We start from the raw sequence: 24,714 nt of genomic DNA on the forward strand, positions 1-24,714 counted from the left end.
CGCCCACGGTAGATAGGGACCGAACTGTCTCACGACGTTCTAAACCCAGCTCGCGTACCTCTTTAAATGGCGAACAGCCATACCCTTGGGACCTGCTTCAGCCCCAGGATGAGATGAGCCGACATCGAGGTGCCAAACACCGCCGTCGATATGAACTCTTGGGCGGTATCAGCCTGTTATCCCCAGAGTACCTTTTATCCGTTGAGCGATGGCCCTTCCATACAGAACCACCGGATCACTAAGACCTACTTTCGTACCTGCTCGACTTGTGGGTCTCGCAGTTAAGCGCGCTTTTGCCTTTATACTCTACGCGTGATTTCCGACCACGCTGAGCGCACCTTCGTACTCCTCCGTTACTCTTTAGGAGGAGACCGCCCCAGTCAAACTACCCACCAGACATGGTCCTCGCTCCAGATAATGGAGCAGAGTTAGAACCTCAATATTACCAGGGTGGTATTTCAAGATTGGCTCCACCGAAACTAGCGTCTCGGTTTCAAAGCCTCCCACCTATCCTACACAAGTAAGATCAAAGTTCAATGTCAAGCTGCAGTAAAGGTTCACGGGGTCTTTCCGTCTAGCCGCGGGTACACCGCATCTTCACGGCGATTTCGATTTCACTGAGCCTCTGCTGGAGACAGCGCCCCCATCATTATGCCATTCGTGCAGGTCGGAACTTACCCGACAAGGAATTTCGCTACCTTAGGACCGTTATAGTTACGGCCGCCGTTTACTGGGGCTTCGATCAAGAGCTTCGCTTACGCTAACCCCATCAATTAACCTTCCAGCACCGGGCAGGCATCACACCCTATACGTCCACTTTCGTGTTTGCAGAGTGCTATGTTTTTAATAAACAGTTGCAGGGGCCTGGTTTCTGTGGCTGCTCTCAGCTCAGGAAGCAAGTTCCATCACCAAAAGCAGCGTACCTTCTCCCGAAGTTACGGTACCATTTTGCCTAGTTCCTTCAGCAGAGTTCTCTCAAGCGCTTTGGTCTACTCGACCTGACCACCTGTGTCGGTTTCGGGTACGATTCCAGTGTAACTGAAGCTTAGAGACTTTTCCTGGAAGTATGGTATCAGCCACTTCACTGTACAAGTACAGCTTGCTGTCAGATCTCAGCATAGAGTACCCCGGATTTGCCTAAGATACATGCCTACTTCCTTTCACCTGGACAACCAACGCCAGGCTGACTTAACCTTCTCCGTCCTCTCATCGCATTACACTGAAGTATTGGAATATTAACCAATTTCCCATCGACTACGCCTCTCGGCCTCGCCTTAGGGGTCGACTCACCCAGCCCCGATTAACGTTGGACTGGAACCCTTGGTCTTTCAGCGAACGGGTTTTTCACCCGTTTTGTCGTTACTCACGTCAGCATTCGCACTTCTGATACCTCCAGCAGACTTCTCAATCCACCTTCATCGGCTTACAGAACGCTCCCCTACCACTTACACTAATGTGTAAATCCGCAGCTTCGGCATATAGTTTTAGCCCCGTTACATCTTCCGCGCAGGCCGACTCGACTAGTGAGCTATTACGCTTTCTTTAAAGGGTGGCTGCTTCTAAGCCAACCTCCTAGCTGTCTATGCCTTCCCACATCGTTTCCCACTTAACTATAATTTTGGGGCCTTAGCTGGCGGTCTGGATTGTTTTCCTCTTGACTACGGACGTTAGCACCCGCAGTCTGTCTCCCGGATAGTACTCATTGGTATTCGGAGTTTGCATCGGTTTGGTAAGTCGGGATGACCCCCTAGCCGAAACAGTGCTCTACCCCCAATGGTATTCGTCCGAGGCGCTACCTAAATAGCTTTCGGGGAGAACCAGCTATCACCGAGTTTGATTAGCCTTTCACCCCTATCCACAAGTCATCCCCTGGCTTTTCAACGACAGTGGGTTCGGTCCTCCAGTTAGTGTTACCCAACCTTCAACCTGCTCATGGATAGATCACCCGGTTTCGGGTCTACACCCAGCAACTAAACGCCCTATTAAGACTCGATTTCTCTACGGCTCCCCTAATCGGTTAACCTTGCTACTGAATGTAAGTCGCTGACCCATTATACAAAAGGTACGCAGTCACCAAACAAGTTGGCTCCCACTGCTTGTATGCATGCGGTTTCAGGATCTATTTCACTCCCCTCACAGGGGTTCTTTTCGCCTTTCCCTCACGGTACTGGTTCACTATCGGTCAGTCAGGAGTATTTAGCCTTGGAGGATGGTCCCCCCATATTCAGACAAGGTTTCACGTGCCTCGCCCTACTCGACATCATCATCTAAGCCCTTTCGTGTACAGGACTATCACCTACTATGGTCGCACTTCCCAGAGCGTTCCACTAAAGCTTAGATAACTTAATGGGCTTTTCCCCGTTCGCTCGCCGCTACTGAGGGAATCTCAATTGATTTCTTTTCCTAAGGGTACTGAGATGTTTCACTTCCCCTCGTTCGCCTCATAAACCTATGTATTCAGTTTATGATACCCGCCTTATAGCGGGTGGGTTTCCCCATTCAGAAATCTCCGGATCACAGGATATTTGCCGCCTCCCCGGAGCTTATCGCAGGCTATTACGTCTTTCATCGCCTCTGACTGCCAAGGCATCCACCACATGCACTTAATTACTTGACTATACAACCCCAAACAGTCGTTTGATCCTACAAGTAGATCAACCAACATTACAGTTTAGAGCTTCGTGAACTTAATCACTGTATAGCTTCAATTAGATTCATATACCAAAACGCTTGATTCAGTTAATTTCGCTAGTAACTCATTTCATTCAACTTTCACAATTGCTTGTTAGGTTAAATCAAACGAGTATGAACAAATTATTTCAACTCAAATATATTCTGTTAATGATTTTTCCAGCCTTCGTCAGGTCAGGAAACTGTGATAAATCACAGAGCTTAATAACAATGAAGCGAATCATACGCCACTTTGTTGCTAAGCTCTATAACCTAAACACTTGATCGCTTAAGGACTAAGCTAACAATCGTTTGATTGTTTATTTTAGCTTCGTTCTTTATACATTGCGTAGCAATGTATGGTGGAGACTAGGAGAGTCGAACTCCTGACCTCCTGCGTGCAAAGCAGGCGCTCTACCAACTAAGCTAAGTCCCCAGCTTATCAATAAGTCAATGTTTCTGTTTTTCTGTTTGCTTCCGTATTTTATTCAAATACTTCGTTAGTCAGAATGGTGGGTCTGACAAGACTTGAACTTGTGACCCCACGCTTATCAAGCGTGTGCTCTAACCAACTGAGCTACAGACCCTCAGATACATCGTCATGAAGAACAACTTGTTGTGGATTCTTACCAATCGTCAATCTTTCGTTAAGGAGGTGATCCAGCCGCAGGTTCCCCTACGGCTACCTTGTTACGACTTCACCCCAGTCATCGGCCACACCGTGGTAAGCGTCCTCCTTACGGTTAGACTACCTACTTCTGGTGCAACAAACTCCCATGGTGTGACGGGCGGTGTGTACAAGGCCCGGGAACGTATTCACCGCGGCATTCTGATCCGCGATTACTAGCGATTCCGACTTCATGGAGTCGAGTTGCAGACTCCAATCCGGACTACGATCGGCTTTTTGAGATTAGCATCTCCTCGCGGAGTAGCAACCCTTTGTACCGACCATTGTAGCACGTGTGTAGCCCTGGTCGTAAGGGCCATGATGACTTGACGTCGTCCCCGCCTTCCTCCAGTTTGTCACTGGCAGTATCCTTAAAGTTCCCGGCTTAACCCGATGGCAAATAAGGAAAAGGGTTGCGCTCGTTGCGGGACTTAACCCAACATCTCACGACACGAGCTGACGACAGCCATGCAGCACCTGTATGTAAGTTCCCGAAGGCACCAATCCATCTCTGGAAAGTTCTTACTATGTCAAGACCAGGTAAGGTTCTTCGCGTTGCATCGAATTAAACCACATGCTCCACCGCTTGTGCGGGCCCCCGTCAATTCATTTGAGTTTTAGTCTTGCGACCGTACTCCCCAGGCGGTCTACTTATCGCGTTAGCTGCGCCACTAAAGCCTCAAAGGCCCCAACGGCTAGTAGACATCGTTTACGGCATGGACTACCAGGGTATCTAATCCTGTTTGCTCCCCATGCTTTCGTGCCTCAGCGTCAGTATTAGGCCAGATGGCTGCCTTCGCCATCGGTATTCCTCCAGATCTCTACGCATTTCACCGCTACACCTGGAATTCTACCATCCTCTCCCATACTCTAGCTTCCCAGTATCGAATGCAATTCCCAAGTTAAGCTCGGGGATTTCACATCCGACTTAAAAAGCCGCCTACGCACGCTTTACGCCCAGTAAATCCGATTAACGCTCGCACCCTCTGTATTACCGCGGCTGCTGGCACAGAGTTAGCCGGTGCTTATTCTGCGAGTAACGTCCACTATCTTTAGGTATTAACCAAAGTAGCCTCCTCCTCGCTTAAAGTGCTTTACAACCAAAAGGCCTTCTTCACACACGCGGCATGGCTGGATCAGGGTTCCCCCCATTGTCCAATATTCCCCACTGCTGCCTCCCGTAGGAGTCTGGGCCGTGTCTCAGTCCCAGTGTGGCGGATCATCCTCTCAGACCCGCTACAGATCGTCGCCTTGGTAGGCCTTTACCCCACCAACTAGCTAATCCGACTTAGGCTCATCTATTAGCGCAAGGTCCGAAGATCCCCTGCTTTCTCCCGTAGGACGTATGCGGTATTAGCATCCCTTTCGAAATGTTGTCCCCCACTAATAGGCAGATTCCTAAGCATTACTCACCCGTCCGCCGCTAGAAATCGGTAGCAAGCTACCTATTCCCGCTCGACTTGCATGTGTTAAGCCTGCCGCCAGCGTTCAATCTGAGCCATGATCAAACTCTTCAGTTTAAAATCAATAGTACATATAGTGTACCAATCTTGGCTCATCAATTACTGACAAAAATTTGCTCAAATAAACTTCGAGTAATTTCTACCATTAATCAATGAAAATAATTTCGATCGATCAATCAGTAAAAATCCACACAAGTTGTTCTTCATAATCTCTTAATGATTTTCTTAATACTTCGTCAGCAAATAAGAAACAACATCAAACAACTAAAAACCTTACGTTTATCGCTGTCTGCGTTGGTATGCAGCGTATTCTATAGAGTTTCAAAACAAACACAAGCCCCTATCATAGAAATTTCTATAATATTTTGCTTGAGTGTATATTTTTTAAACTAAAAGCAATCTATTGCTTACTTAAAGATCAATATATCCTTATATTTTGCTTTATGAAAGACGAATTTTATAATTCTTGGTGATTTTTATATTCTTCAATCTAAAAAGCCCGTAATTCAACGGACTTTTCGAATATCACGGATTTTAAGAAAACTAATGAAGTTACAAAAGTGACTTTAGTTTGCTTGCTCAGCCAACCAACTCATAAATTTTTGTCGTTCAGCTTTACTAGCCTTCTGCCAAAGCTGAATTAATTGTTGATCTGCCCCATTTTGATGAACAGCTATATTTTTTGGAGCGACCACAGGAGCTGCCACGTTTGTTGGTTTTACATTTAAGGATTGTGCATAAACAGGTGCCGGTTGATTTTCTGGTACAGCTTCTTTCTTCGTAAAATCTACAGCATTACCTAAAACACCATTGGAGAAAATCGATTTTTGTTCTTTCTTCGCCCCAGCTTGCTGCACAAGTAATTGATTAGATCTGTCATACAAACCAAATATCGGTTGGTCTTTATATTTTTGCGCAGCATCAAAATCTTTTGGTGCATTGACTAGACCCAAACGATACTCTTGACCATCAATCAGTGCTGGAGTACGAATAGCGGCCACACCTGACTTTAAAATATCGTGAGAATTATCAGCATGTTGAAAAAATTCGCTATAACGTACCGTTAATAGGTTTTCACCTGCATCTAGCTTATACTTCTCCGTAGATCGAAATAAACCACCAGTAACTTCTTGATCATTAACTGCAACTATTTTAATTTCTTCCGGAACAGTCAAAGTTACAGCTGCAAATCCGGCACTACTTAACATCAGCGCTGCAGCAGCAACAGTTAATCTTAAAGTCATCATTATCACTCTTTATCAATTATTAGTTTCGAATGCACTATGCAATTCATATATGACAATCTTATGACATCTAACAATCACTGTATATTTTGTTTCAAGACATTATTTTGATATTCATTCAAGAATTTTGCATATAAGAAAAGGATGCTTAATGCATCCTTTTTAATTCATCACACCATCATTACTTGAATGTTTTGAATCGTTCTTCATCTGCAATAAAGGTTTTTTCGCCTGCAGGCGCTTCAATCGAACCAAAAACAAGTTGTGCACGTAGTTTCCATTGATCTGGCACATCAAATGCCGCAGCTGTTTCAGCATCAACAATTGGATTGTAATGTTGCAATGATGCACCGATATTTTTTTCAGCCAAAGCCGTCCAAGTAGCAAATTGAGCAATCGCTGTTGAGTGTTCAGACCATACTGGGAAATTATCTGCATAAAGTGCAAATTGTTCTTGGAGAGCTTTTACTACAGCCTGATCTTCATAAAATAATGCTGTACCAAAACCTGCTGCAAAACTATTAATCTTGCCATTGGTTCCTTCAAATGCATCTGCAGGTACAATTTTACGTAACGTTTCACGTACGATATTCCAGAATTTTTGATGTGCATCACCAAACAGAATAACGACACGAGACGTTTGAGAGTTAAATGATGACGGACTTAAACGTACAGCATCTTTAATGGTTTGCTCAATTTCATCTTGCGATAAAGTAACGTTATTACCAATAGAATAGATTGTGCGACGTTGTTCGATTTGATTCAAGAATGACATTACAAGACCTCTTTTTATTTTCAATTAGCTTACTAAGTTGAGATTTATAATAGGTGAAGTTTTTAACCGTTGCATGACTATATTTACAACATTGTGTCTTATTTCTAGAACAATCAGTTGTAAGCATCTAAATACCTACAACCCGTCTTACATTCAGATTTTGGTTTCACAGTCTTTAGTACAGCAGAAATCAAAGTAACTTACAGAACATAGAAATTACTCATAAATTCTAAACTGATCTTGATCTTCTGGTTCTAAACGTTCAGGCGCTTGACCTTCAATTGAACCAAAGACCAACTGCGCTCGAAGCAGCCATTGTTTTGAAATATCAAAGTGTTCGGCAACAGCATAATCAATATGTGGATTATAGTGCTGTAAACATGCGCCTAGACCTGCATCTGCGATCGAAGTCCATACTGCGAATTGAGCCATGCCAGACGTTTGCTCCGACCACACTGGAAAATCTTCTGCACTTAATGGCACTTTCTTTTGTAATTGTTGAATCACAGCTTGATCTTCATAGAAAAGTACAGTTCCCAGGCCAGCTGCACACAGATCTATTTTGAGCGCCACACCTTCAAATATATAACTCGCAACATTCTTGCGTTGTACGTCTTTTACAATGTCCCAAAATTTTTGATGAGATTCGCCAAATAAAACCACAATACGTGTGCTTTGCGAATTATATGCAGATGGACAACTTCTTACAGACTCTTGAATCAGTTCCGCCAAATAAGCCTGACTATAATGTACCTTCTTTCCAAGCTCATAAATACTGCGACGTTTTTTTAGTTGGTCGACAAATGACGCTTCTACTTCTTGGTCAGTATTTTTCTTTTTTAATTTAAAATCTTTAGTGATATCCGCAGTCAATACATGACTAATTTTATCGAGTAACGCCACCCTAAACACCCCAAAGCAATTTTTATATATAAACAACAATTCCTTACTTATTCTAAGGGTTTATTAGGCTGAATTTTGACTATGATTTATTCACATGTTGCTTTTTAAATCAATCAGTAAGCTCAAAAACAAAAAACTCCGCATTTTGCGGAGTTTATGTGACATTTAACGCATTTTATTTATCAGTTTCAAATAATGCTGCGACAAATGATTTAGCTGAGAATGGGCGCAAGTCATCAATTTTCTCACCTACACCAATAAAACGAATTGGCACATGGGTACGGCTTGCAATATTGAATAACACACCACCTTTTGCTGTACCATCAAGCTTAGTAATAGTTAGACCTGTAAGCCCTACTGCCTCGTCAAACATTTCAACTTGGTTAATGGCATTTTGACCTGTGCCTGCATCTACCACTAACATCACTTCATGCGGAGCTGTAGCATCAATTTTTTGCATTACACGTTTTACTTTAGACAACTCTTGCATGAGGTGTCCTTTGTTGTGTAAACGACCTGCAGTGTCTGCAATCAGCACATCTACGCCTTTTGCACGAGCACTTTCAAATGCATCAAAAATAACAGATGCAGAATCTGCACCATGACCTTGCGCCACAACGGCAATATTATTGCGTTCGCCCCAAATTTGTAATTGTTCTGTGGCTGCTGCACGGAATGTATCACCAGCAGCCAACATTACTTTTTTACCTTCACCTTGTAAGCGTTTCGCTAATTTACCAATCGTGGTGGTTTTACCCACACCATTCACACCAACAACCAAAATCACATACGGATTTTTATTGCTGTCGATATGTAGCGGTTTAACACGTGGTGCAAGTAATGCCACCAGTTCTTCTTGAAGCGCTTTATATAAAGAGTGCGAGTAAATTAAATCGCCACGTTCAGTACGTTCAGTTAAGTTCGCAATAATCGTTTTGGTTGCATCGACACCAATGTCAGCAACCAAAAGTTGCTCTTCAACTTCCTCTAAAAGTTCATCGTCAATTTCCTTCCCACCGATCAGGATATTCACCATGCCGTCTGCCAAGTTCTTACGTGACTTTGCTAGACCTTCTTTCATACGACTAAAGAAGCCGCCTTTCACCTTCGAGTCTTCAGTTTCTGACTCTGTTTCTTGTAATGGTGCAGCAACTTCTTGCTGTACTTTCGGTGTCTCGATGATCGGCACATTTACCGCAGGTAAACTCGGTAGCGTGACATCGTCATCACCGATATCAGCATCAATCAAAAATTTATTCTGCCCATGAGATTGCTGTTGCATGCCGAATCCTTGAAAAGCACTGCGTTAAAAAAACCGATTCTATCATAAGTTATCTTAAATTGAGTCGCTACACGCCTGTCAGAGCGAAGCACACTAAAAAACAACATGTTGAACTTGCAATCAAAATTAACTTTAGGAAAACTAGATAGCTATAAAATGCATTTTAATGGATTCCTTTGTGTCCCATAAAAACAGATTTTCTCCTTATTTTTTTAAAACTTTATTTCGCTCTGCGCTTCCTATCTGTGTCATCAGCAGTTGCCTTTGGTCTGCACCCAATCTACATGCAGACACACGTACCCAATTAACGCGAAGCACCTTTGAAACCACACTTAAAAATGGCTTAAAGGTCATTATCCGTGAAGACCACCGTGCGCCGATGGTAATGACCCATATTTGGTATCGTGTTGGCAGTAGTGATGAGTCGGGCAATCTATTAGGGATCTCTCATGCACTTGAACATATGATGTTTAAAGGAACCACCAAAGTTCCTAATGATGAATTTACACGTCTCAGCCGTATCTATGGCGGCAGCATCAACGCTGCAACCTTTACCAATTACACCAATTATTATCAGTTGTATCCTAAAGCCTACTTCCCTATGGCGCTGGAGCTCGAAGCGGATCGTATGAGTAATTTACGATTGCAACAACAAGATTTCGAGCCTGAAATTAAAGTGGTTATGGAAGAACGCCGACAGCGCACAGATGATAACCCTCGTTCTTTGGCTTATGAACGTTTCAAATGGATCTCTTATCCAACCAGTCACTATCGTCAACCCGTCATTGGACACATGAAAAATCTGCAAAACATCAAATTGGCAGATTTAAAACAATGGTATAAAGATTGGTATACCCCAAACAACGCCATTTTGGTGATTGTCGGTGATGTCGATGCCGAAGCAGCCATTCGTCAAGTTCAAAAATACTTTGGTGATATTCCATCACGTAAAACACCTGATCGTAACGATGTGAGGGAATTCGAGCGTGTGGGCTATCGTCATATGGAACTAAATTTACCCGTACAAGTGCCCAATTTGTATATGGCGTGGAATGTACGCTCACTGGCTACCGCCAAAAACCCACAAGATGCTTATGCACTCAATATTATTCGCAATATTTTAGACAGTGGGATCTCATCTCGCCTACAAGACAAACTGGTACGAGATAGAAAATTACTCACGGCTGTAAGTGTTTCTTATGATCCATACAATCGTGGAGACAGTTTGTTTACCATTTCAGCACTCCCTGCCGATGGCGTCAAAATGGAACAAGCGCAAAAAGCGATACAAGATGAAATCGACACTTTAAAAACAGAATTAGTCAAAACACCTGAAGTTGAACGTATCACCACACGTTTTGTCTCCAATTTAGTCTATAACCAAGATGACATCAGCAGCCAAGCCAAGACGATCGGTAACTTAGAAGTCAATGGGCTCAGTTTCAGGCTAATGGACGAATTACCAAAACTATATGAAAACGTCAGCGCACAAGATATTCAACGTGTCGCAAATGCGTATTTTGTCAAAGAAAATTTAAGCACCATGTATCTGCTTCCAGAACAGACGGAGGTTCCAACAACCTCAAATAAAGCAGATCAAACTACAAAACCAGCTCAAACGGAAGTTGTTACTCCAGAGCAACAGACTAACTCAACCCAAAACACAGAAAGCGTCTTGTAAGGATTAGTGATGACTATTACGAAAATTTTATCTCTAAGCTTACTCACTGCGTTTGGCTCACTCCTCCATGCAGAAACTTATACGGAAAATGTTCCCGACCTCAACGATAATCCGAGCCAATTACAATCTATCCCCATGCTGCAAAGTTTAAAGAATTTACAGATTGATAAAGACTACCGTGCTCCGCTTGTTCAAGTGCTGAAAAACCGAAATGGCGTAAATAGCCTGTTTGTTGAATCACAAGATCTACCTATGGTGGATATTCAACTGACCTTTAATGCAGGTTCTGCTCGTGATGAAGAAGTCGGAAAAGGCTTGTATGGTGTTGCCAACATGGCTGCACGTTTAATCGATGAAGGCACAGAAAAATACAATGCAACGCAAATTGCCTCGGTTTTTGACCAAACAGGTGCTCAATTTAGCGTACAAGCACATCGAGATATGTTTGTCGTTCGGCTACGCGTATTGTCAGACCCTAAAAAATTAGAACCTGCTTTAAGTATGATGATGGACGTGATTAAAAATGCGACTTTTAAAAACTCCAGCCTCAACTTAGCACTCAGCAATAACCAAGCTGGTCAGAAGCAACTCCAAGAAAGTCCAAGTCGCTTAATGAATATTCGTTTCTATCGGGCTGTTTACGGCACACATCCTTATGCAGAACCAATTACAGGAACCAATGGCAGTATCAAAAAAATCACCCCAGACATTTTAAAGAAGTTTCGTAATCAATTTTTAGTTGCTCAAAACATGAATATTGCCATTACAGGCAAACTCAGCAAAAAAGAAGCGCAAAACCTAGCAGAGCGTATCTCTGGAAATTTAAACCAAGGCGAAAAAGCTAAGGCACTTGCACAACCAGAAGAAAAACAAGGCTTTGATATTATCCATCTTCCCTACAATTCCACCCAAGCCAACGTCATATTCGGACATTTAGGCACCACACGCGATAACAAAGATCGATTAGCCCTAGAAGTAGCCAATCGAATGTTTGGTGGTGGCGGTTTTAACTCGGTCCTCATGCAAGAGCTTCGTATCAAACGTGGCTATACTTATGGTGCCTATAGTGCATTTAGCTTTAGCCAAGCACCCGGTATCTTTAGTTTTAGCTATGGAACACGTCAAGATCAGCTTATAGATAGTATTCGAGTGGCACATAAGGCTTTTAATGATTTTGTCAAAATGCCTATTGATCAAAAACAAATGGAAGAAACTAAAGCCGGCATGCTGCGTGCTTTTCCGAATAATTACAGCAGTAATGCAACGATCAATGCACAGCTTGGTCTATTGGGCTTTTATCAACAAGACCCAGATTATTTGACCCAGTACCCTAAATTATTGGAAAAAATAACTGTAGCTGATGTACAAAATGCGGTTCGTACCTATATGCACCCTGAAAATATGACTGTGATTGTGGTGAGCAAAACCTTAGATAAAAATGAAGTACAGCAGATATTGGAGAAGAATGTACAAGCAACTCCAACCAAGATAATCCCTGCAACTAAAGCTGTTCCTCTGCCAAAGCCGGAAGTTGATGTGCCCGCACAGATTCCATCTGATAAGCATGCATCAATTTAAGATAAGCACCCACACGAATGCGATCTTGCTGTCTGAGCAGCATCGCCATTTCCTGTGTTTCAGGATAACTTTGCTGCAACGCAAGTCGTGACACGTTTTGGTATTGTTGTACAGAAATAGGACGATATAAGGCAATCACAGCCAATACCAAAATCACCACGATCATGACTGAAACAAAGATATTATAAATTTGCTCAAGCTGTATTTTAGATTTGAATTGAATAATTTTTTCTAAATCAATAGTCATACACTACCTCAGGTTCAAAGTAGTGTATGGCTGACGTTCAAGAAGTTCAAGTCACAGCGCTTAAAACTGCATCAGTTCACTGTTTCAGTCTGTGAGTTAGCTAAACAATTTAATGAATAATGGTTCGTATCACCGCAAAATAAAGAATTAATGCAATAATCGCCAAAACGATAAATACTGCAAAAATACTCATTCCACCTTCTGCATGCGCAGGATGTAAATCATCATCATCGGCGATTTTGAGTAATTCGCCATTATATGCATTGTAAAATTCTAAGCGCTGTCCCTTATCTAAATCCCGTGTGAAATCATATACACGTTTGCGCTGTGCCAAACCAAAATCCCCTAAATGAATTTCTTGATGAAAAATTGCTTCATCAAGATTGCGACGATGTAGATGTGCCAACTCCACAATTTGCGCTAATGTCGGAGGATAATCTAAAGTTAAACCGTCTAAAACTCTTGTCATTTTACTTCTCCTTATTATCTACAACTTCTTATGATAGTATTTTACTCACGAAAACAATTGTCCATTGTTTAATCATGTAAACTATAGCAAATTAGAAATATTTACGTGAATAGTTGACAATTCAAGATAATTGTAATATTAGTTTAATAATACTTAGTTAAATTAGTTAATAGGGCTAAAGAATGGGCCCTTAATGATCATAATTAGAATAAGGAGTTAAATATGATTCAACAATTCTCTCAACATGAACTCGAACATGTATACGCAAATGCGGTAAACACAATTCAATCTCAAATGAACTTCAGCGATGCAGTTCATGAATTGGAAGATGCAGCTCGTGCTGGACATGGTAAAGCAGCGTTATTTTTGGCTGAACTTTATTATCAAGGCTTCCGCGTAGAACGTGACTCACTCAAAGCGCAATATTGGCAGAACATGGCCACCTTGCAAGCATAACAAAACGTCACTAAGGTGGCGTTTTTTACACCCTTCAACTTTTAACTACATAAATTCTTACAATCAAGTTCAAAGCTTACACAGCTTTTTCATAAGAATTTCCTACAATAGGAGCAACATCAACAACACGCTGCATATGATGTCTAAATTAAAGCAATATAAACCTATTCCAAAAGATTTATTTTTCAAAATTAGTATTTTAAAAACCATGATGTACTGTGGAGTCCTTTGGGGTCTCTACCACCAACAAGGCTGGGCAATGACCAGCGATCAAGATCATATTATCTTCCCGTTTTGGTTAAATGGCATTCAAGCGCATAAATATGCCAAAAAGCATTGGCCCAACTACACTCCACGACGCATTACACCACAAGATTTTGAGGCATCGCTATTACCGACATTAACACGTCTTAAAGTCATCCCTGCGTTGCATAGCTCTAGCCACATCCGTCTCAAGCTCACAACCTCGCAAATGCGTTTATTCTTTTTTAACCAAAATAAGATTCAAATGGCATAAAACCCTCAGTGCATGTTTGACCCCAACATGCACTGAAAAGTATTTGCTTTTTTCAAATTTCGCGCTAATTTAAATTAAACAAAAACTACTATAAAGGAATGAAAATATGACTACAGTTGCCCAAGTACTTAAAGACAAAGCTTATCAAGAAATCTACACCATCACTCCAGATGCGACTGTACTCGAAGCCATTTCCCTGATGGCACAAAAAGGCATTGGTGCCCTCGTTGTGACCCATGAAGGCACAGTCGTTGGTATTTTGTCTGAGCGTGACTACACACGTAAAATCGCTCTGATGGAAAGAACTTCTTTCGATACCTCTGTCAGCGAGATTATGACGGGAAGTGTTATCACTGTCACAAGTGCAGCGACTGTCGAAGAATGTTTAGAACTCATGACAGATCGCCATTTACGTCATTTACCTGTCGTTGAGGAACAGAAATTGACTGGCTTAATCTCCATCGGTGACCTTGTAAAAGCAGCAATGGATGATCAACGCAAACTGATCGAACAACTTCAACAATATATTTCAGGCTAAACTCAATAATTCCCCCTTAACAAGCTTTAAGGGGGGAATTCTAAAAATCAATAATTTAATATAATTCAAAATTTGTAATGACATACACATTACAAATTACAAATTAATTACTTTTCTCAATTTCCTTCTTATGCTTAAACCCGCTTTAGATAAATTAGACCAACTAGATGCCATCATTTTAGAATTAGAACGCTTAATGTTATCGATGAAAGACGATGAACTGCTGCAATACCACCGATGTACGATCAATTTAGAGATTGCTTCTGCTGTCGCTGAAATTTTAGATGCAAAGGCAATTATTTATGCGCTACATCCTGAGTTAATTCCAATTACATCAAGCGTTAACCACACTATATATAAAAATTATGTCAAAAAAAATATCCCAGTTAAAAACTGGGATACTTCGAATATAGATCGGGCTATACAACTGCAAAAGATTTTTGCACCATCAACAGATGATGAGCAACTTAGTCTTTTTTAATGGCAGTAATTAATTTAAACCTAATTTTTCAGCCACATAGTCTGAGTCTTTATCGCCCCGGCCTGAAACGTTAACAACAATCTTCACATCTTTGGCAAGTTTTGATGCTTCACGAATTGCCCATGCAACCGCATGTGAACTTTCTAGTGCAGGCACAATACCTTCTACACGTGAAAGCGTCATGAATGCATCTAAACATTCTTGGTCTGTCGCTGTTGTATATTCAACACGGCCTAGGTCTTTTAACAAGCTATGTTGTGGCCCCACTCCAGGATAATCCAAACCTGATGCAATTGAATGCACTGGTAATGGCTCACCCTGTTCATCTTCAAGGACATAACATGCCATACCATGAATTTGACTTGGTTTACCCAATGTCAACGTCGCAGAGTGCATATTGGTATCTAAACCATGGCCTGCAGGCTCCACACCCACAAGTTTTACATCTGTATCATTGAGGAATGCTGTAAATGCACCAACGGCATTTGAACCACCACCCACGCATGCAACCACATAGTCAGGATTTGCACCAAATCGATCATTGGCTTGAACTTTAATTTCATCACCAATAATTGACTGGAAGTCACGGACCATTTTCGGGAATGGATGTGGGCCAACCACTGAACCAATCGCATAAATAAAATTGGTTGGATCTTTTAAATATTCTTCAAAAGCGCTATCGACTGCATCCTTAAGCGTAGCTGTACCACGAGTAACAGAGATTAGGTTGGCACCTAAAATCTTCATTTTCACCACGTTTGGATGTTCTTTTTCAATATCCACTTGCCCCATGTGAATTTCACATGGAATGCCCACCAAGGCACAAGCCGTTGCCAATGCTACTCCATGCTGACCTGCGCCAGTTTCAGCAATCACTTTGGTTTTACCCATGTATTTTGCTAACAAAGCTTCGCCAAGGCAGTGGTTAATTTTATGCGCACCAGTATGGTTAAGGTCTTCACGCTTGAGGTATATTTGTGCGCCACCTAATTTGTCAGACAAGCGCTTCGCATAAAACAATGGGCTTGGACGTCCAACATAGTGTGCAAACAACTCTTTCAATTCATTTTGAAATTCTTCTGTATGACGAATTTGCTCATAAGCAACATTAATGTCATCCATTGCCTGTTTTAAATCTGGTGGAATGAACTGCCCACCGTATTCACCGAAGAAACCTTCTTCATTAGGTAATGCGATACCATTAATTTGATGATCCATCATATTTCCTTCATGTTGTATGCAAAACAAAGACTTTTAAATACTATCCAATTTTGAAAATAAGAAACAATGCAAAATTGGAGTAAGTAATATAAACATCATTGATAAGAAAAAGTATCGTTTTTAACGCTTTAGCGCGCTAAATATTTCGTCATATCTTCCACACCTTTTAGGGTCATCGGGAACATATGATCTTCAAAGATTTGTTTAATCGCAGCTATGGTTTGGGTGTAATGCCAATAACTTTCTTCTTCAGGGTTTAGCCACGCTGTTTTATCAAAATGATTGCGTAAGCGCTGTAACCACACCTGACCCGCTTCATCATTCATATATTCCACAGATCCACCTACCGAGTTCAACTCATACGGCGCCATACTTGCATCACCGACAACGATGACACGGTAATCTCGACCATAAGTATTGAATAGATCCCATGTATTCATACGCGTGCTGGAACGGCGAATATTGTCTTTCCATACATAGTCATATAAACAGTTATGAAAATAGAAATACTCTAACGTTTTAAATTCAGTTTTTGCTGCGGTAAAAAGCTTCTCACATTGGGCAATATGTGAATCCATCGAACCACCCACATCAAACAGCATCAATACTTTAATGCGGTTACGTCGTTCAGGAACCAACTGCACATCCAAAATACCCTGTTTGGCAGTTTCACGAATAGTTCCATCGATATCTAGCTCTTCTGCTGCACCTTGGCGGGCAAATTTACGCAAACGACGCAAAGCCATCTGCATCTGACGACTACCGAGAATCTGCTCATCATCTAGGTTTCGGTATTGACGTTGTTCCCAAACTTTCACCGCAGATCGTTTACGACCAGGCCCACCGATACGCACACCTTCAGGATGGTCACCATAGGCACCAAAGGGCGAGGTACCGCCCGTACCGATCATCCGATTACCACCTTGATGCTTTTTATGCTGCTCGCGCAAACGCTCTTCAAGCATTTTCATCAGTTCTTCTAATGATCCAGCTTTTTTTAGTTCTTCTCGTTGTTCAGGTGTCAAATGCTTTTCGATGAGTTCAAGATCAAACCAATCCTTTGGCAGTTTATGCACCTGATTTAATAGCTCGTCTAAATCAAAGGTCGATATACCGTCAAAATAGTCTTTCATTGCACGGTCGAACTTATCAAAGTAACGTTCATCTTTGACCATGACGGTTTTTGCAAGCTGATAAAATTCATTTTGATCTGCAAAGACCAGCCCTGCTGCCACTGCTTGGTTCAAGTCAATCAATTCACGAGTTGAAACAGGAACACCGTATTTTCGAAGGGTATAAAACAATCGCACAAACATAGGCGAATAAAATCCAATAAAAATTAAATATCAGGAGGTCAAATCCAGTGTGAATGCATGTGATCTTGTTATTTCATCTGCAACTGAGTCTTGCCTTTACATCCACCATTATGAAAAATTGATCTCTACAAGTAAAGCCAAAAGCTTTTACTGCGTGTTCATATACGTTGCCCTACTACCCAAAGAAACACATACGGTATGATTTATTCGCAAGTCGCATTTCTATTATTAAGCGATTGTTTAAGAGTTTCATATTTGTGCTGAACATCGAGACGATCTTGCTGTAACTTTTCAATGGTTACGATTTTATGAAAACCTTGATTGTTTTTATAGCGGTTAAAGTCTCTTAGATTCAAGATCACAAAATCATAGTATTTCAGCTCAAGTACAGTTGCAGCACAGGTCTTTTGTTGAATGGCTGTTTGAGCTGCAAGATGATCTGATTGATCGATGAGTTTTTCTTTAAGTTGATGTTCTGCAACTCGCGCCCAATACGCATCCTGGAGTAGCTGTTGATGCTGCTGTTCAAACTGAGCATCATCCATCGCATAGCTATACCCAGATAAATACAAGCTCGCAGCCAACAAGAGTACGGTCGGCTTTAATCTCTTAGTTACAGCTATGTGTACTTGAGATAAGTATGCGCTTGTCTGCATAATTCACCTTTATATTTTTAATGCTCAAAATAAAAGCCGGATAACCGGCTTTTAAATCTTTTAAAGAATTGATATCAATTAACGACGTGACATAAATGCTAGACGCTCAAGCAATTGCACATCTTGTTCGTTCTTAATCAAGGCACCATAAAGCGGTGGAATTGATTTTGATTTATCTGTGTTGCGTAAAATATCTTCTGGCATATCATCCGCCATCAGCAAACTCAACCAATCAATCAACTCAGAGGTTGAAGGCGGTTTCTTTAAACCCGGAATTTGACGTAATTTAAAGAAGATTTGTAGTGCTTCAGAGACCAAGGTATTTGAAATATTTTCAAAATGTACATCGATGATTTCACGCATGGTTGCTTCGTCAGGGAACTCAATATAATGGAAGAAACAACGACGCAAAAAGGCATCTGGAAGTTCTTTTTCATTATTTGAAGTAATGATCACGATTGGACGTTGTGTTGCCGTAATCGTTTCCCCCGTCTCATACACAAAGAAGGACATTTTATCGAGTTCGTGTAGCAAATCATTTGGGAATTCGATATCTGCTTTATCAATCTCGTCAATTAGAAGCACACAACGTTCTTCACTGGTAAACGCTTCCCAAAGTTTACCCGGCTTAATATAGTTTTTGATGTCATAAACACGGTCATCACCCAACTGACTATCACGCAGACGAGATACGGCGTCGTACTCGTACAAACCTTGTTGAGCCTTGGTTGTAGATTTGATATGCCAAGTAATGAGCTTAAGGCCTAAACTTTCAGCGACTTGTTCGGCTAAAAGTGTTTTACCTGTCCCCGGCTCACCTTTAACCAAAAGTGGCTTTTGCAATGAACGTGCAGCTTTTACTGCAAGTTTTAAGCTATCGGTCGCAATATATTGATCTGTACCAGTAAATTGTTGAGTTTCAACAGACATGACATAACCTTATTTTTTTATTTAAAGCGGTGAAATTTTCTTGTTTACAACGTTCTGTGGTTTCGCTGCATTGTATTTTGTCCAAAAATAGCCGAGGACTAAACCAATACCCACCACAAAGAGAATCAGCGATAGATTCAACCAAACCAATGGCTGATCTTTTGTTAATACACCAAAAATCAAACCAAAAATCGCAGGTGCGATTGCTGCATTTGAACCTTCAGAAACGGTTGGTGTTAATAAAATAGCAAATACGATAAGCCAACCAATGGCACCGATCGTTTTGGGTAAGCGCTTCATCAGCCCATACCAACACAACAAAGCAATTACAGCCCCACCTAGGTAAACCGTAATTGCAATACTGCTTTCAGGAATTGAGTCCAATACCGATACTACACCATTCATTTTCACAACTCCTGAATTAACTTAAGCGCCGCGCAAGCCTTCTGGCTCAACTGCATTTGGGTCAATTAAACCTTCTGGAGGCATTTGAATAAAGAACCCTTTTGTTTCAATTGAATCTAATACATGCAATACGTTCACACGTGCAAGTTTGCGTGATTCACTAAGTTCTAGATCCATGACAAATGTGGCACGACCAAATGCTGTACGTAAAGCATCAGGCATTACTGCAAGCGGATCTGTCGCTTCAGTTTCGTTTTCATTAACTTCAGGACGAGCAATATAAAGATACATTTCATCTTTTTTGCTCGATTTGTAGATAGAACAGTACATAATTGAATCAATACTCATTAAACGCAAGGCAAAGGATACATCAAAAAAAAGACTGATACATTAGTGTTTATTAACGCATCAGTCGTGAATTTGTATAAGTGATAGTTCTTTAATCAATCAGAACTTATTCCAACACTTTCATTTGACCAGAAAGATAACTTTCATCGGCATGCAGCACTTCAATTAAAGGCTTCGTCAGCAAATCATAGCGCCAGCCCAATAGATAGCTCGGTAAATCCTGTTCATCATTATGAAATACCACATGCTGATACAAGGCATTTAACCATTTTTTGCGCATTAAAACTTCTTTAGGCACAGAGGTTTCTTGTACTGCACGCTGAATAACGGTATCGACGCGCGAACCAATATCCTGAGACGAATGACGAATTGGACGTGCCATACGCAGCGGCCATTCAGCTTGTTCTGGTAAAAACTTCAACAAATCTAAAATAATTTTACCATGCTCACGCACAATGTTCGGACGAATGTCTTTCACCGCGCTCAATTGAAAATTATTTTTTGGATTTTTTTCCACCATATCAATGATGGTTGAGTTTTTAAGAATAAAACTACGTGGCTGATTTAAGGCTTTCACCATTTGCTCACGCCAAACGGCCAATTGCTGAATTTGCATGAGCTGACGACGTGAATGTCGATAATTACCAACATCGTGATACAACAAATGGATCGGCGTTTCAGTGCCAATTTCATGTGTCAAATTTTTGCAGTCCTCAAGTACACAATTTAATAAACTTTTCGCAGCCAACTCATTTTGAATCGTATGGCTTAAATTCATTAAATAATGTACATCATTCGCTGCATAGTTCAATTGCTCGGCACTGAGTGGACGAGCCAACCAATCTGAACGGGTCTGATCTTTATCTATATCTACATCGAGCATAGTTTTTAAGGCATTTTGATAGCTGACTTGTAAGCCATGCCCTAAAAATGACATCCCAACTTGTGTATCAAAGACATTTTCTAAAGACTTATGCTGTGCATAGTGATAAATCAGGTCGATATCTTCACTACAAGCATGAAAAATGTTTTGCTGAGCCGCAAATAATTTTTGCCAGAATTGGCTTAAATCGAGGGTTGTACCATCAAGTAAATACACCTGATTTTGTACATTAATTTGGAAAAGTCCAAGTTTGGGCCACAGGGTATCTACTTTTATAAACTCGGTGTCGAGTCCGTAAATCGAGCTTTGGTCCATAAGATTTAAAACAGAATTTAAATCTGGCTGATTTTGAATGAATTGATACATAAGTTGCTGAGTCTAATTTTAGATGCTCTATGAGCTTATATTAACTGATATATATTATTTATCTATAAGGAAAAACGTTATTTTAGTGACTTATTTTCTTTATTTGGCTTTTTTATTCATTATAAATAAAAACTTTAATCGTTATTAAGTATAAATAATTAGGTGAAAATTATACAAAGCGAAACGAGTTTCGCTCTATAGTTACTTCATTCGCATTCGGTTATGCACGGCCTGACTTAAGGTATGACTATCCACATATTCAAGCTCACCACCCTGTGGTACACCCTGTGCAATACGGGTCATTTGTATTGGTAAATGTTTGGTCGCTTCAACCAAATAATGTGCTGTCGCTTGACCTTCAACCGTTGCATTGGTCGCCAAGATCACTTCCTGCACTTTACCATCACTTAGTCGTTGAATTAAATATGGGATACCAATTTCGTCGGGGCCAATACCATCGAGTGGCGACAAATGCCCACCCAATACATGATATTTCCCTCTAAAACTGCCACTTTGCTCGATTGCCATGACATCTGCAGGAGATTCAACCACACAAAGCAGTTGATCATCACGCTCTGACGAGACGCATATGTTGCATACCTCATCTTCAGTCAATGAATGGCAAATGGAACATTCATGAATATAGTTGGTTGCTTCAGTCAAGGCATGTGCCAGACCAACAGCACCCTCCCTATTTTTCATGATTAAGTGCAGTGCCATACGTTGAGCCGACTTTGGCCCAACGCTTGGCAAAATACGCAATGCCTGTACAAGTTGATCAAAACGATCACTAAACATTCAACGTATTCCTTAGAATAAACCTGAAAGACCTGGTGGAAGCCCCATACCAGAGTTTGCAGATTTCAGTTTTTCTTCTGAAATCACTTCAGCTTGACGTGAAGCATCATTCATTGCCGCTGCAATTAAGTCTTCAATCATATCTGCATCATCTTGAAGTAGTTCAGGATTAATTTCGATACGTTTCACTACATGACGTGCAGTCATAGTAACTTTAACCAGACCACCACCTGCTTCAGCGTGAACTTCAACTTGTGCAAGCTCTTCCTTGGCTTTTTTAATGTTGCTCTCAACTTCTTTTTGCATGCGTTGAGCTTGCTGCATGAGCATATTAATGTTCATAAAAATCTCCGAACAAAACTGATGAATTCACTTTAGATAAGATCTAAACCGCGTGAAAGATCGCGAATAATATCATTAATATCTTCTAAACCAACAGATACGCGAATTAAACCTTCGCTAATCCCTGCTGCTTTTTTCGCTTCTGCTGACATTCTGCCATGAGAAGTCGTTGCTGGATGGGTAATTGTTGATTTTACATCACCCAAGTTACTTGTAATAGAAAGGAACTTGGTATTATCAATCACGGTCCAAGCGCCTTCACGTTCGCCTTTGGCAACAAACGACACAACACCGCCAAAGCCTTTTTGTTGCTTTTTCGCCAACTCATGACCTTCATGATTTGGAAGTCCCGCATAGTACACTTTTTCAACTTTCGGGTGCGCATCTAACCATTCAGCTAAAGTCTGAGCACTTGCACAATGTGCTTTCATACGTAAGCTTAAAGTTTCTAGACCTTTCAGGAAGATCCATGCATTGAATGGACTCATCGAGTTACCCAGTGTACGAATAACACCTGTAATCTCTTCCATCAATTTTGCACTACCAACAACTGCACCACCTAGCGCACGACCTTGACCATCAATATATTTAGTTGATGAATAGATCACGAGGTCCGCACCAAATTTAATCGGTTGCTGTAACACTGGTGTACAGAAAGTATTATCGACTGCAAATAATGCGCCATGCGCATGTGCAATATCGGCAATGGCTTGTAAATCACCTACTTGAGCTAATGGGTTTGACGGTGTTTCAATAAACAATAGGCGTGTAGTTGGACGAATCGCTTGTTTCCAAGCATCTAAATCTTCCAAATCAACAAAAGTAACGTCAACGCCAAATTTTATGACATATTTTTCAAACAGAGAAATGATCGAACCAAAGACAGCACGTGAACACACCACATGATCGCCAGCTTTCAAATATGCCAAAGTGATCGCGTGTACGCCCGCCATACCTGAACTTGTCGCAACAGCGGCTTCAGCACCATCCAAAACAGCTAAACGTTTTTCGAAAGCTTGTACAGTTGGATTGGTATAACGTGAATAGGTATTGCCTTCAATTTGACCTGAAAATTTTGCTGCGGCATCTGCTGCACTTTCACAAACAAATGATGAAGTCAGGAAAATTGGCTCACTATGTTCACCCTCAAAAGTACGAGTATGACCTGTACGAATCGCTAAAGTCTCTAATTGGTATTCGATGTCGTCTTGTTGGCTCATCTGTATTACTCAGTCGCGAAGAACTGCCTTTGTGAAGAATTGCCAATATTTTGAGCGTCTAAGCTATTTAAGGTCAAGGTAAAATACGAAATTATCGCTTAGACTTCGACCAATCCTACAAGGACTTAGGCAATTGACAGTTATGCATCCTTTCAAACAGAAATTTCTAGCGCAGCAAAAGAAAATTAAACACCTGTCTACACGTGTGTTTAATGCAAAATCGCTGGTCCTTTCTCAATCGACACCCTATGAAGTGATTACTGAATATAAACATGCAAAAATTCGGTATTACGCTTCGCCTGATCGTAAATACAAAGAACCTTTAGTGTTTGTTGCACCACTGGCCATCAATATGGCGATTTATGATTTGTATCCATATCGCTCATTGGTGAAACATTTTCAACACAGTGGCTTTGATGTCTATTTGTTGGAATGGGGAAAATTAAACTATCAAGATCGTTTCTTAAATTTTCTATCGTTTATTGATGATGTGATTCCCCATTGTATAGATCAAATTTGTGAGCATGCAGATAGTCGATACATCTCGCTACATGGTTGGAGTATGGCTGGAGTCTTTGTCACGCTGTATACCGCATTACATCAACCTGAACATGTTAAAAATCTAATGGTGATGGGCGCACCAATTGATAGCTATGCCTCAGGTCGTATCGGAAAGTTATTTCAAAAAACCAATCGCTTGCTTTCACGTAGTAAGAATTTACAAGATACTGTTTACACTGGGAAAATTCCTAAACATTTTATCCATACACCGGGCGTGCTTAATGCGATTGGATTTAAAATCGTCGATCCAATGGGTTGGTTCAAAAGCCAAAAGCAATTTTTATCTAACTTAGATAATCTGCATGACCTGTATGAACATGCAACCATGGGCGATTTTCTCAATCACATGATTGACTATCCGGGTGGCATTAACCAAGACATGGTTTTCAATGTTTGGCTACAAAATCCGCTTAAAAACGGCATTATTCAATTGAAAGATAAAGTTATTCAATTAAAAAATATCCACTGTTCATTGTTAATTGGCGCGGGTTCTACCGATCAAATCGTTACGGCAGATGCAGCAAGTCCTTTAGGCGAATTGACAAGTAGTCAAGATGTCACGTTTACTCTCATTCCCGGTGGTCACCTCGGCCTGATGTCGAGTCAAAAAAGTGCCAATCAATTTTGGCCAACTTTGACCCAGTGGCTTACACAAAGATCCAGTTTATTGAAATAAAAATTTAGAGGGTAAAGTAAA

General features: G+C 41.0%; 22 protein-coding genes, 2 tRNA genes, 2 rRNA genes and 1 pseudogene. 7 read left to right on the forward strand and 20 right to left on the reverse strand.

Annotation, left to right across the window (positions count from 1 at the left end):
- From FTT99_RS00005 to ftsY, 8 genes are all read right to left on the reverse strand, one after another.
- Nucleotides 1-2,617: ribosomal RNA gene (locus FTT99_RS00005) — 23S ribosomal RNA — on the reverse strand; the annotation flags it as partial.
- A gap of 413 nt (nucleotides 2,618-3,030) precedes the next feature.
- Nucleotides 3,031-3,106 (reverse strand) — tRNA-Ala (locus FTT99_RS00010).
- A 74-nt stretch (nucleotides 3,107-3,180) separates the two neighbouring features.
- Nucleotides 3,181-3,257, reverse strand: a tRNA-Ile gene (locus FTT99_RS00015).
- Between the two features lie 61 nt (nucleotides 3,258-3,318).
- A 16S ribosomal RNA gene (locus tag FTT99_RS00020) occupies nucleotides 3,319-4,857 on the reverse strand.
- Nucleotides 4,858-5,366: 509 nt separating this feature from the next.
- Complete coding sequence (locus FTT99_RS00025; RefSeq protein WP_078193893.1) at nucleotides 5,367-6,044, reverse strand: DUF2057 domain-containing protein; 678 nt, start codon at nucleotides 6,042-6,044, stop codon at nucleotides 5,367-5,369.
- A gap of 181 nt (nucleotides 6,045-6,225) precedes the next feature.
- Nucleotides 6,226-6,819, reverse strand: coding sequence for a nitroreductase family protein (locus tag FTT99_RS00030; protein ID WP_180035761.1), 594 nt, complete (start codon nucleotides 6,817-6,819; stop codon nucleotides 6,226-6,228).
- A gap of 216 nt (nucleotides 6,820-7,035) precedes the next feature.
- Nucleotides 7,036-7,722, reverse strand: a complete 687-nt coding sequence (locus tag FTT99_RS00035; RefSeq protein ID WP_180131501.1) for a nitroreductase family protein — start codon at nucleotides 7,720-7,722, stop codon at nucleotides 7,036-7,038.
- A 175-nt stretch (nucleotides 7,723-7,897) separates the two neighbouring features.
- Nucleotides 7,898-9,004, reverse strand: coding sequence for a signal recognition particle-docking protein FtsY (gene ftsY / locus FTT99_RS00040; protein WP_180007272.1), 1,107 nt, complete (start codon nucleotides 9,002-9,004; stop codon nucleotides 7,898-7,900).
- A gap of 250 nt (nucleotides 9,005-9,254) precedes the next feature.
- Between ftsY and FTT99_RS00045 the strand changes: the two are divergent.
- Both FTT99_RS00045 and FTT99_RS00050 read left to right on the forward strand, forming a co-directional pair.
- Nucleotides 9,255-10,568: pseudogene (locus FTT99_RS00045) on the forward strand (M16 family metallopeptidase); the annotation flags it as partial.
- 123 nt (nucleotides 10,569-10,691) lie between these two features.
- On the forward strand, nucleotides 10,692-12,263 hold the full coding sequence (locus FTT99_RS00050; protein WP_373684590.1) for a M16 family metallopeptidase: 1,572 nt from the start codon (nucleotides 10,692-10,694) through the stop codon (nucleotides 12,261-12,263).
- Here the strand turns inward: FTT99_RS00050 and FTT99_RS00055 are convergent.
- Complete coding sequence (locus FTT99_RS00055; RefSeq protein WP_078193898.1) at nucleotides 12,187-12,510, reverse strand: hypothetical protein; 324 nt, start codon at nucleotides 12,508-12,510, stop codon at nucleotides 12,187-12,189. The two genes, FTT99_RS00050 and FTT99_RS00055, sit on opposite strands and share 77 nt — an antisense overlap.
- 109 nt (nucleotides 12,511-12,619) lie before the next feature.
- On the reverse strand, nucleotides 12,620-12,979 hold the full coding sequence (locus tag FTT99_RS00060) for a hypothetical protein (protein ID WP_180023554.1): 360 nt from the start codon (nucleotides 12,977-12,979) through the stop codon (nucleotides 12,620-12,622).
- A gap of 222 nt (nucleotides 12,980-13,201) precedes the next feature.
- Between FTT99_RS00060 and FTT99_RS00065 the strand changes: the two genes are divergently transcribed.
- The 4 genes from FTT99_RS00065 to FTT99_RS00080 all read left to right on the forward strand — a co-directional run bounded on the left by FTT99_RS00065 (nucleotide 13,202) and on the right by FTT99_RS00080 (nucleotide 14,971).
- A complete protein-coding gene (locus tag FTT99_RS00065) occupies nucleotides 13,202-13,435 on the forward strand; it encodes a hypothetical protein (protein ID WP_078188494.1) in 234 nt (77 codons plus the stop codon).
- A gap of 139 nt (nucleotides 13,436-13,574) precedes the next feature.
- Nucleotides 13,575-13,952 carry a DUF2750 domain-containing protein gene (locus tag FTT99_RS00070; RefSeq protein ID WP_180007275.1) on the forward strand — a complete coding sequence of 126 codons (378 nt, stop codon included), beginning with the start codon at nucleotides 13,575-13,577 and terminating at the stop codon, nucleotides 13,950-13,952.
- 106 nt (nucleotides 13,953-14,058) lie between these two features.
- On the forward strand, nucleotides 14,059-14,490 hold the full coding sequence (locus tag FTT99_RS00075) for a CBS domain-containing protein (RefSeq protein ID WP_078193901.1): 432 nt from the start codon (nucleotides 14,059-14,061) through the stop codon (nucleotides 14,488-14,490).
- A gap of 130 nt (nucleotides 14,491-14,620) precedes the next feature.
- Complete coding sequence (locus tag FTT99_RS00080; protein WP_180060180.1) at nucleotides 14,621-14,971, forward strand: hypothetical protein; 351 nt, start codon at nucleotides 14,621-14,623, stop codon at nucleotides 14,969-14,971.
- A gap of 9 nt (nucleotides 14,972-14,980) precedes the next feature.
- Here FTT99_RS00080 and trpB read toward each other — a convergent pair whose 3' ends face one another.
- From trpB to FTT99_RS00130, 10 genes are all read right to left on the reverse strand, one after another.
- Nucleotides 14,981-16,189, reverse strand: a complete 1,209-nt coding sequence (gene trpB, locus FTT99_RS00085) for a tryptophan synthase subunit beta (protein WP_180005109.1) — start codon at nucleotides 16,187-16,189, stop codon at nucleotides 14,981-14,983.
- 131 nt (nucleotides 16,190-16,320) lie between these two features.
- Nucleotides 16,321-17,508: a VWA domain-containing protein gene (locus tag FTT99_RS00090; RefSeq protein WP_180040981.1), complete on the reverse strand. Its 1,188-nt coding sequence runs from the start codon at nucleotides 17,506-17,508 to the stop codon at nucleotides 16,321-16,323.
- A 203-nt stretch (nucleotides 17,509-17,711) separates the two neighbouring features.
- Entirely contained in the window at nucleotides 17,712-18,164 is a 453-nt protein-coding gene (locus FTT99_RS00095) for a hypothetical protein (protein WP_180131508.1), read from the reverse strand.
- 78 nt (nucleotides 18,165-18,242) lie between these two features.
- On the reverse strand, nucleotides 18,243-19,094 hold the full coding sequence (locus tag FTT99_RS00100) for a MoxR family ATPase (protein ID WP_180011248.1): 852 nt from the start codon (nucleotides 19,092-19,094) through the stop codon (nucleotides 18,243-18,245).
- Between the two features lie 21 nt (nucleotides 19,095-19,115).
- Nucleotides 19,116-19,499 (reverse strand): hypothetical protein, encoded by a 384-nt coding sequence (locus tag FTT99_RS00105; protein WP_180131511.1) that lies wholly within the window; start codon nucleotides 19,497-19,499, stop codon nucleotides 19,116-19,118.
- A 21-nt stretch (nucleotides 19,500-19,520) separates the two neighbouring features.
- A complete protein-coding gene (locus FTT99_RS00110) occupies nucleotides 19,521-19,829 on the reverse strand; it encodes a YcgL domain-containing protein (RefSeq protein ID WP_078188503.1) in 309 nt (102 codons plus the stop codon).
- 124 nt (nucleotides 19,830-19,953) lie between these two features.
- Entirely contained in the window at nucleotides 19,954-21,096 is a 1,143-nt protein-coding gene (locus tag FTT99_RS00115; RefSeq protein ID WP_180131514.1) for an HRDC domain-containing protein, read from the reverse strand.
- A gap of 201 nt (nucleotides 21,097-21,297) precedes the next feature.
- Complete coding sequence (recR, locus tag FTT99_RS00120; protein ID WP_078188505.1) at nucleotides 21,298-21,894, reverse strand: recombination mediator RecR; 597 nt, start codon at nucleotides 21,892-21,894, stop codon at nucleotides 21,298-21,300.
- A gap of 12 nt (nucleotides 21,895-21,906) precedes the next feature.
- Nucleotides 21,907-22,236, reverse strand: a complete 330-nt coding sequence (locus FTT99_RS00125; RefSeq protein WP_078188506.1) for a YbaB/EbfC family nucleoid-associated protein — start codon at nucleotides 22,234-22,236, stop codon at nucleotides 21,907-21,909.
- Nucleotides 22,237-22,268: 32 nt separating this feature from the next.
- The gene (locus FTT99_RS00130) at nucleotides 22,269-23,456 is read right to left on the reverse strand and encodes an O-succinylhomoserine sulfhydrylase (protein WP_180040989.1); all 1,188 of its coding nucleotides are present in this window, start codon (nucleotides 23,454-23,456) and stop codon (nucleotides 22,269-22,271) included.
- A gap of 142 nt (nucleotides 23,457-23,598) precedes the next feature.
- Between FTT99_RS00130 and FTT99_RS00135 the strand changes: the two genes are divergently transcribed.
- Nucleotides 23,599-24,693, forward strand: a complete 1,095-nt coding sequence (locus tag FTT99_RS00135) for an alpha/beta fold hydrolase (RefSeq protein WP_180131522.1) — start codon at nucleotides 23,599-23,601, stop codon at nucleotides 24,691-24,693.
- Nucleotides 24,694-24,714: the final 21 nt, after the last annotated feature.

The sequence above is a fragment of the Acinetobacter sp. YH12040 genome (assembly GCF_013420005.1).
Classification (GTDB): Bacteria; Pseudomonadota; Gammaproteobacteria; order Pseudomonadales; family Moraxellaceae; genus Acinetobacter; species Acinetobacter amyesii.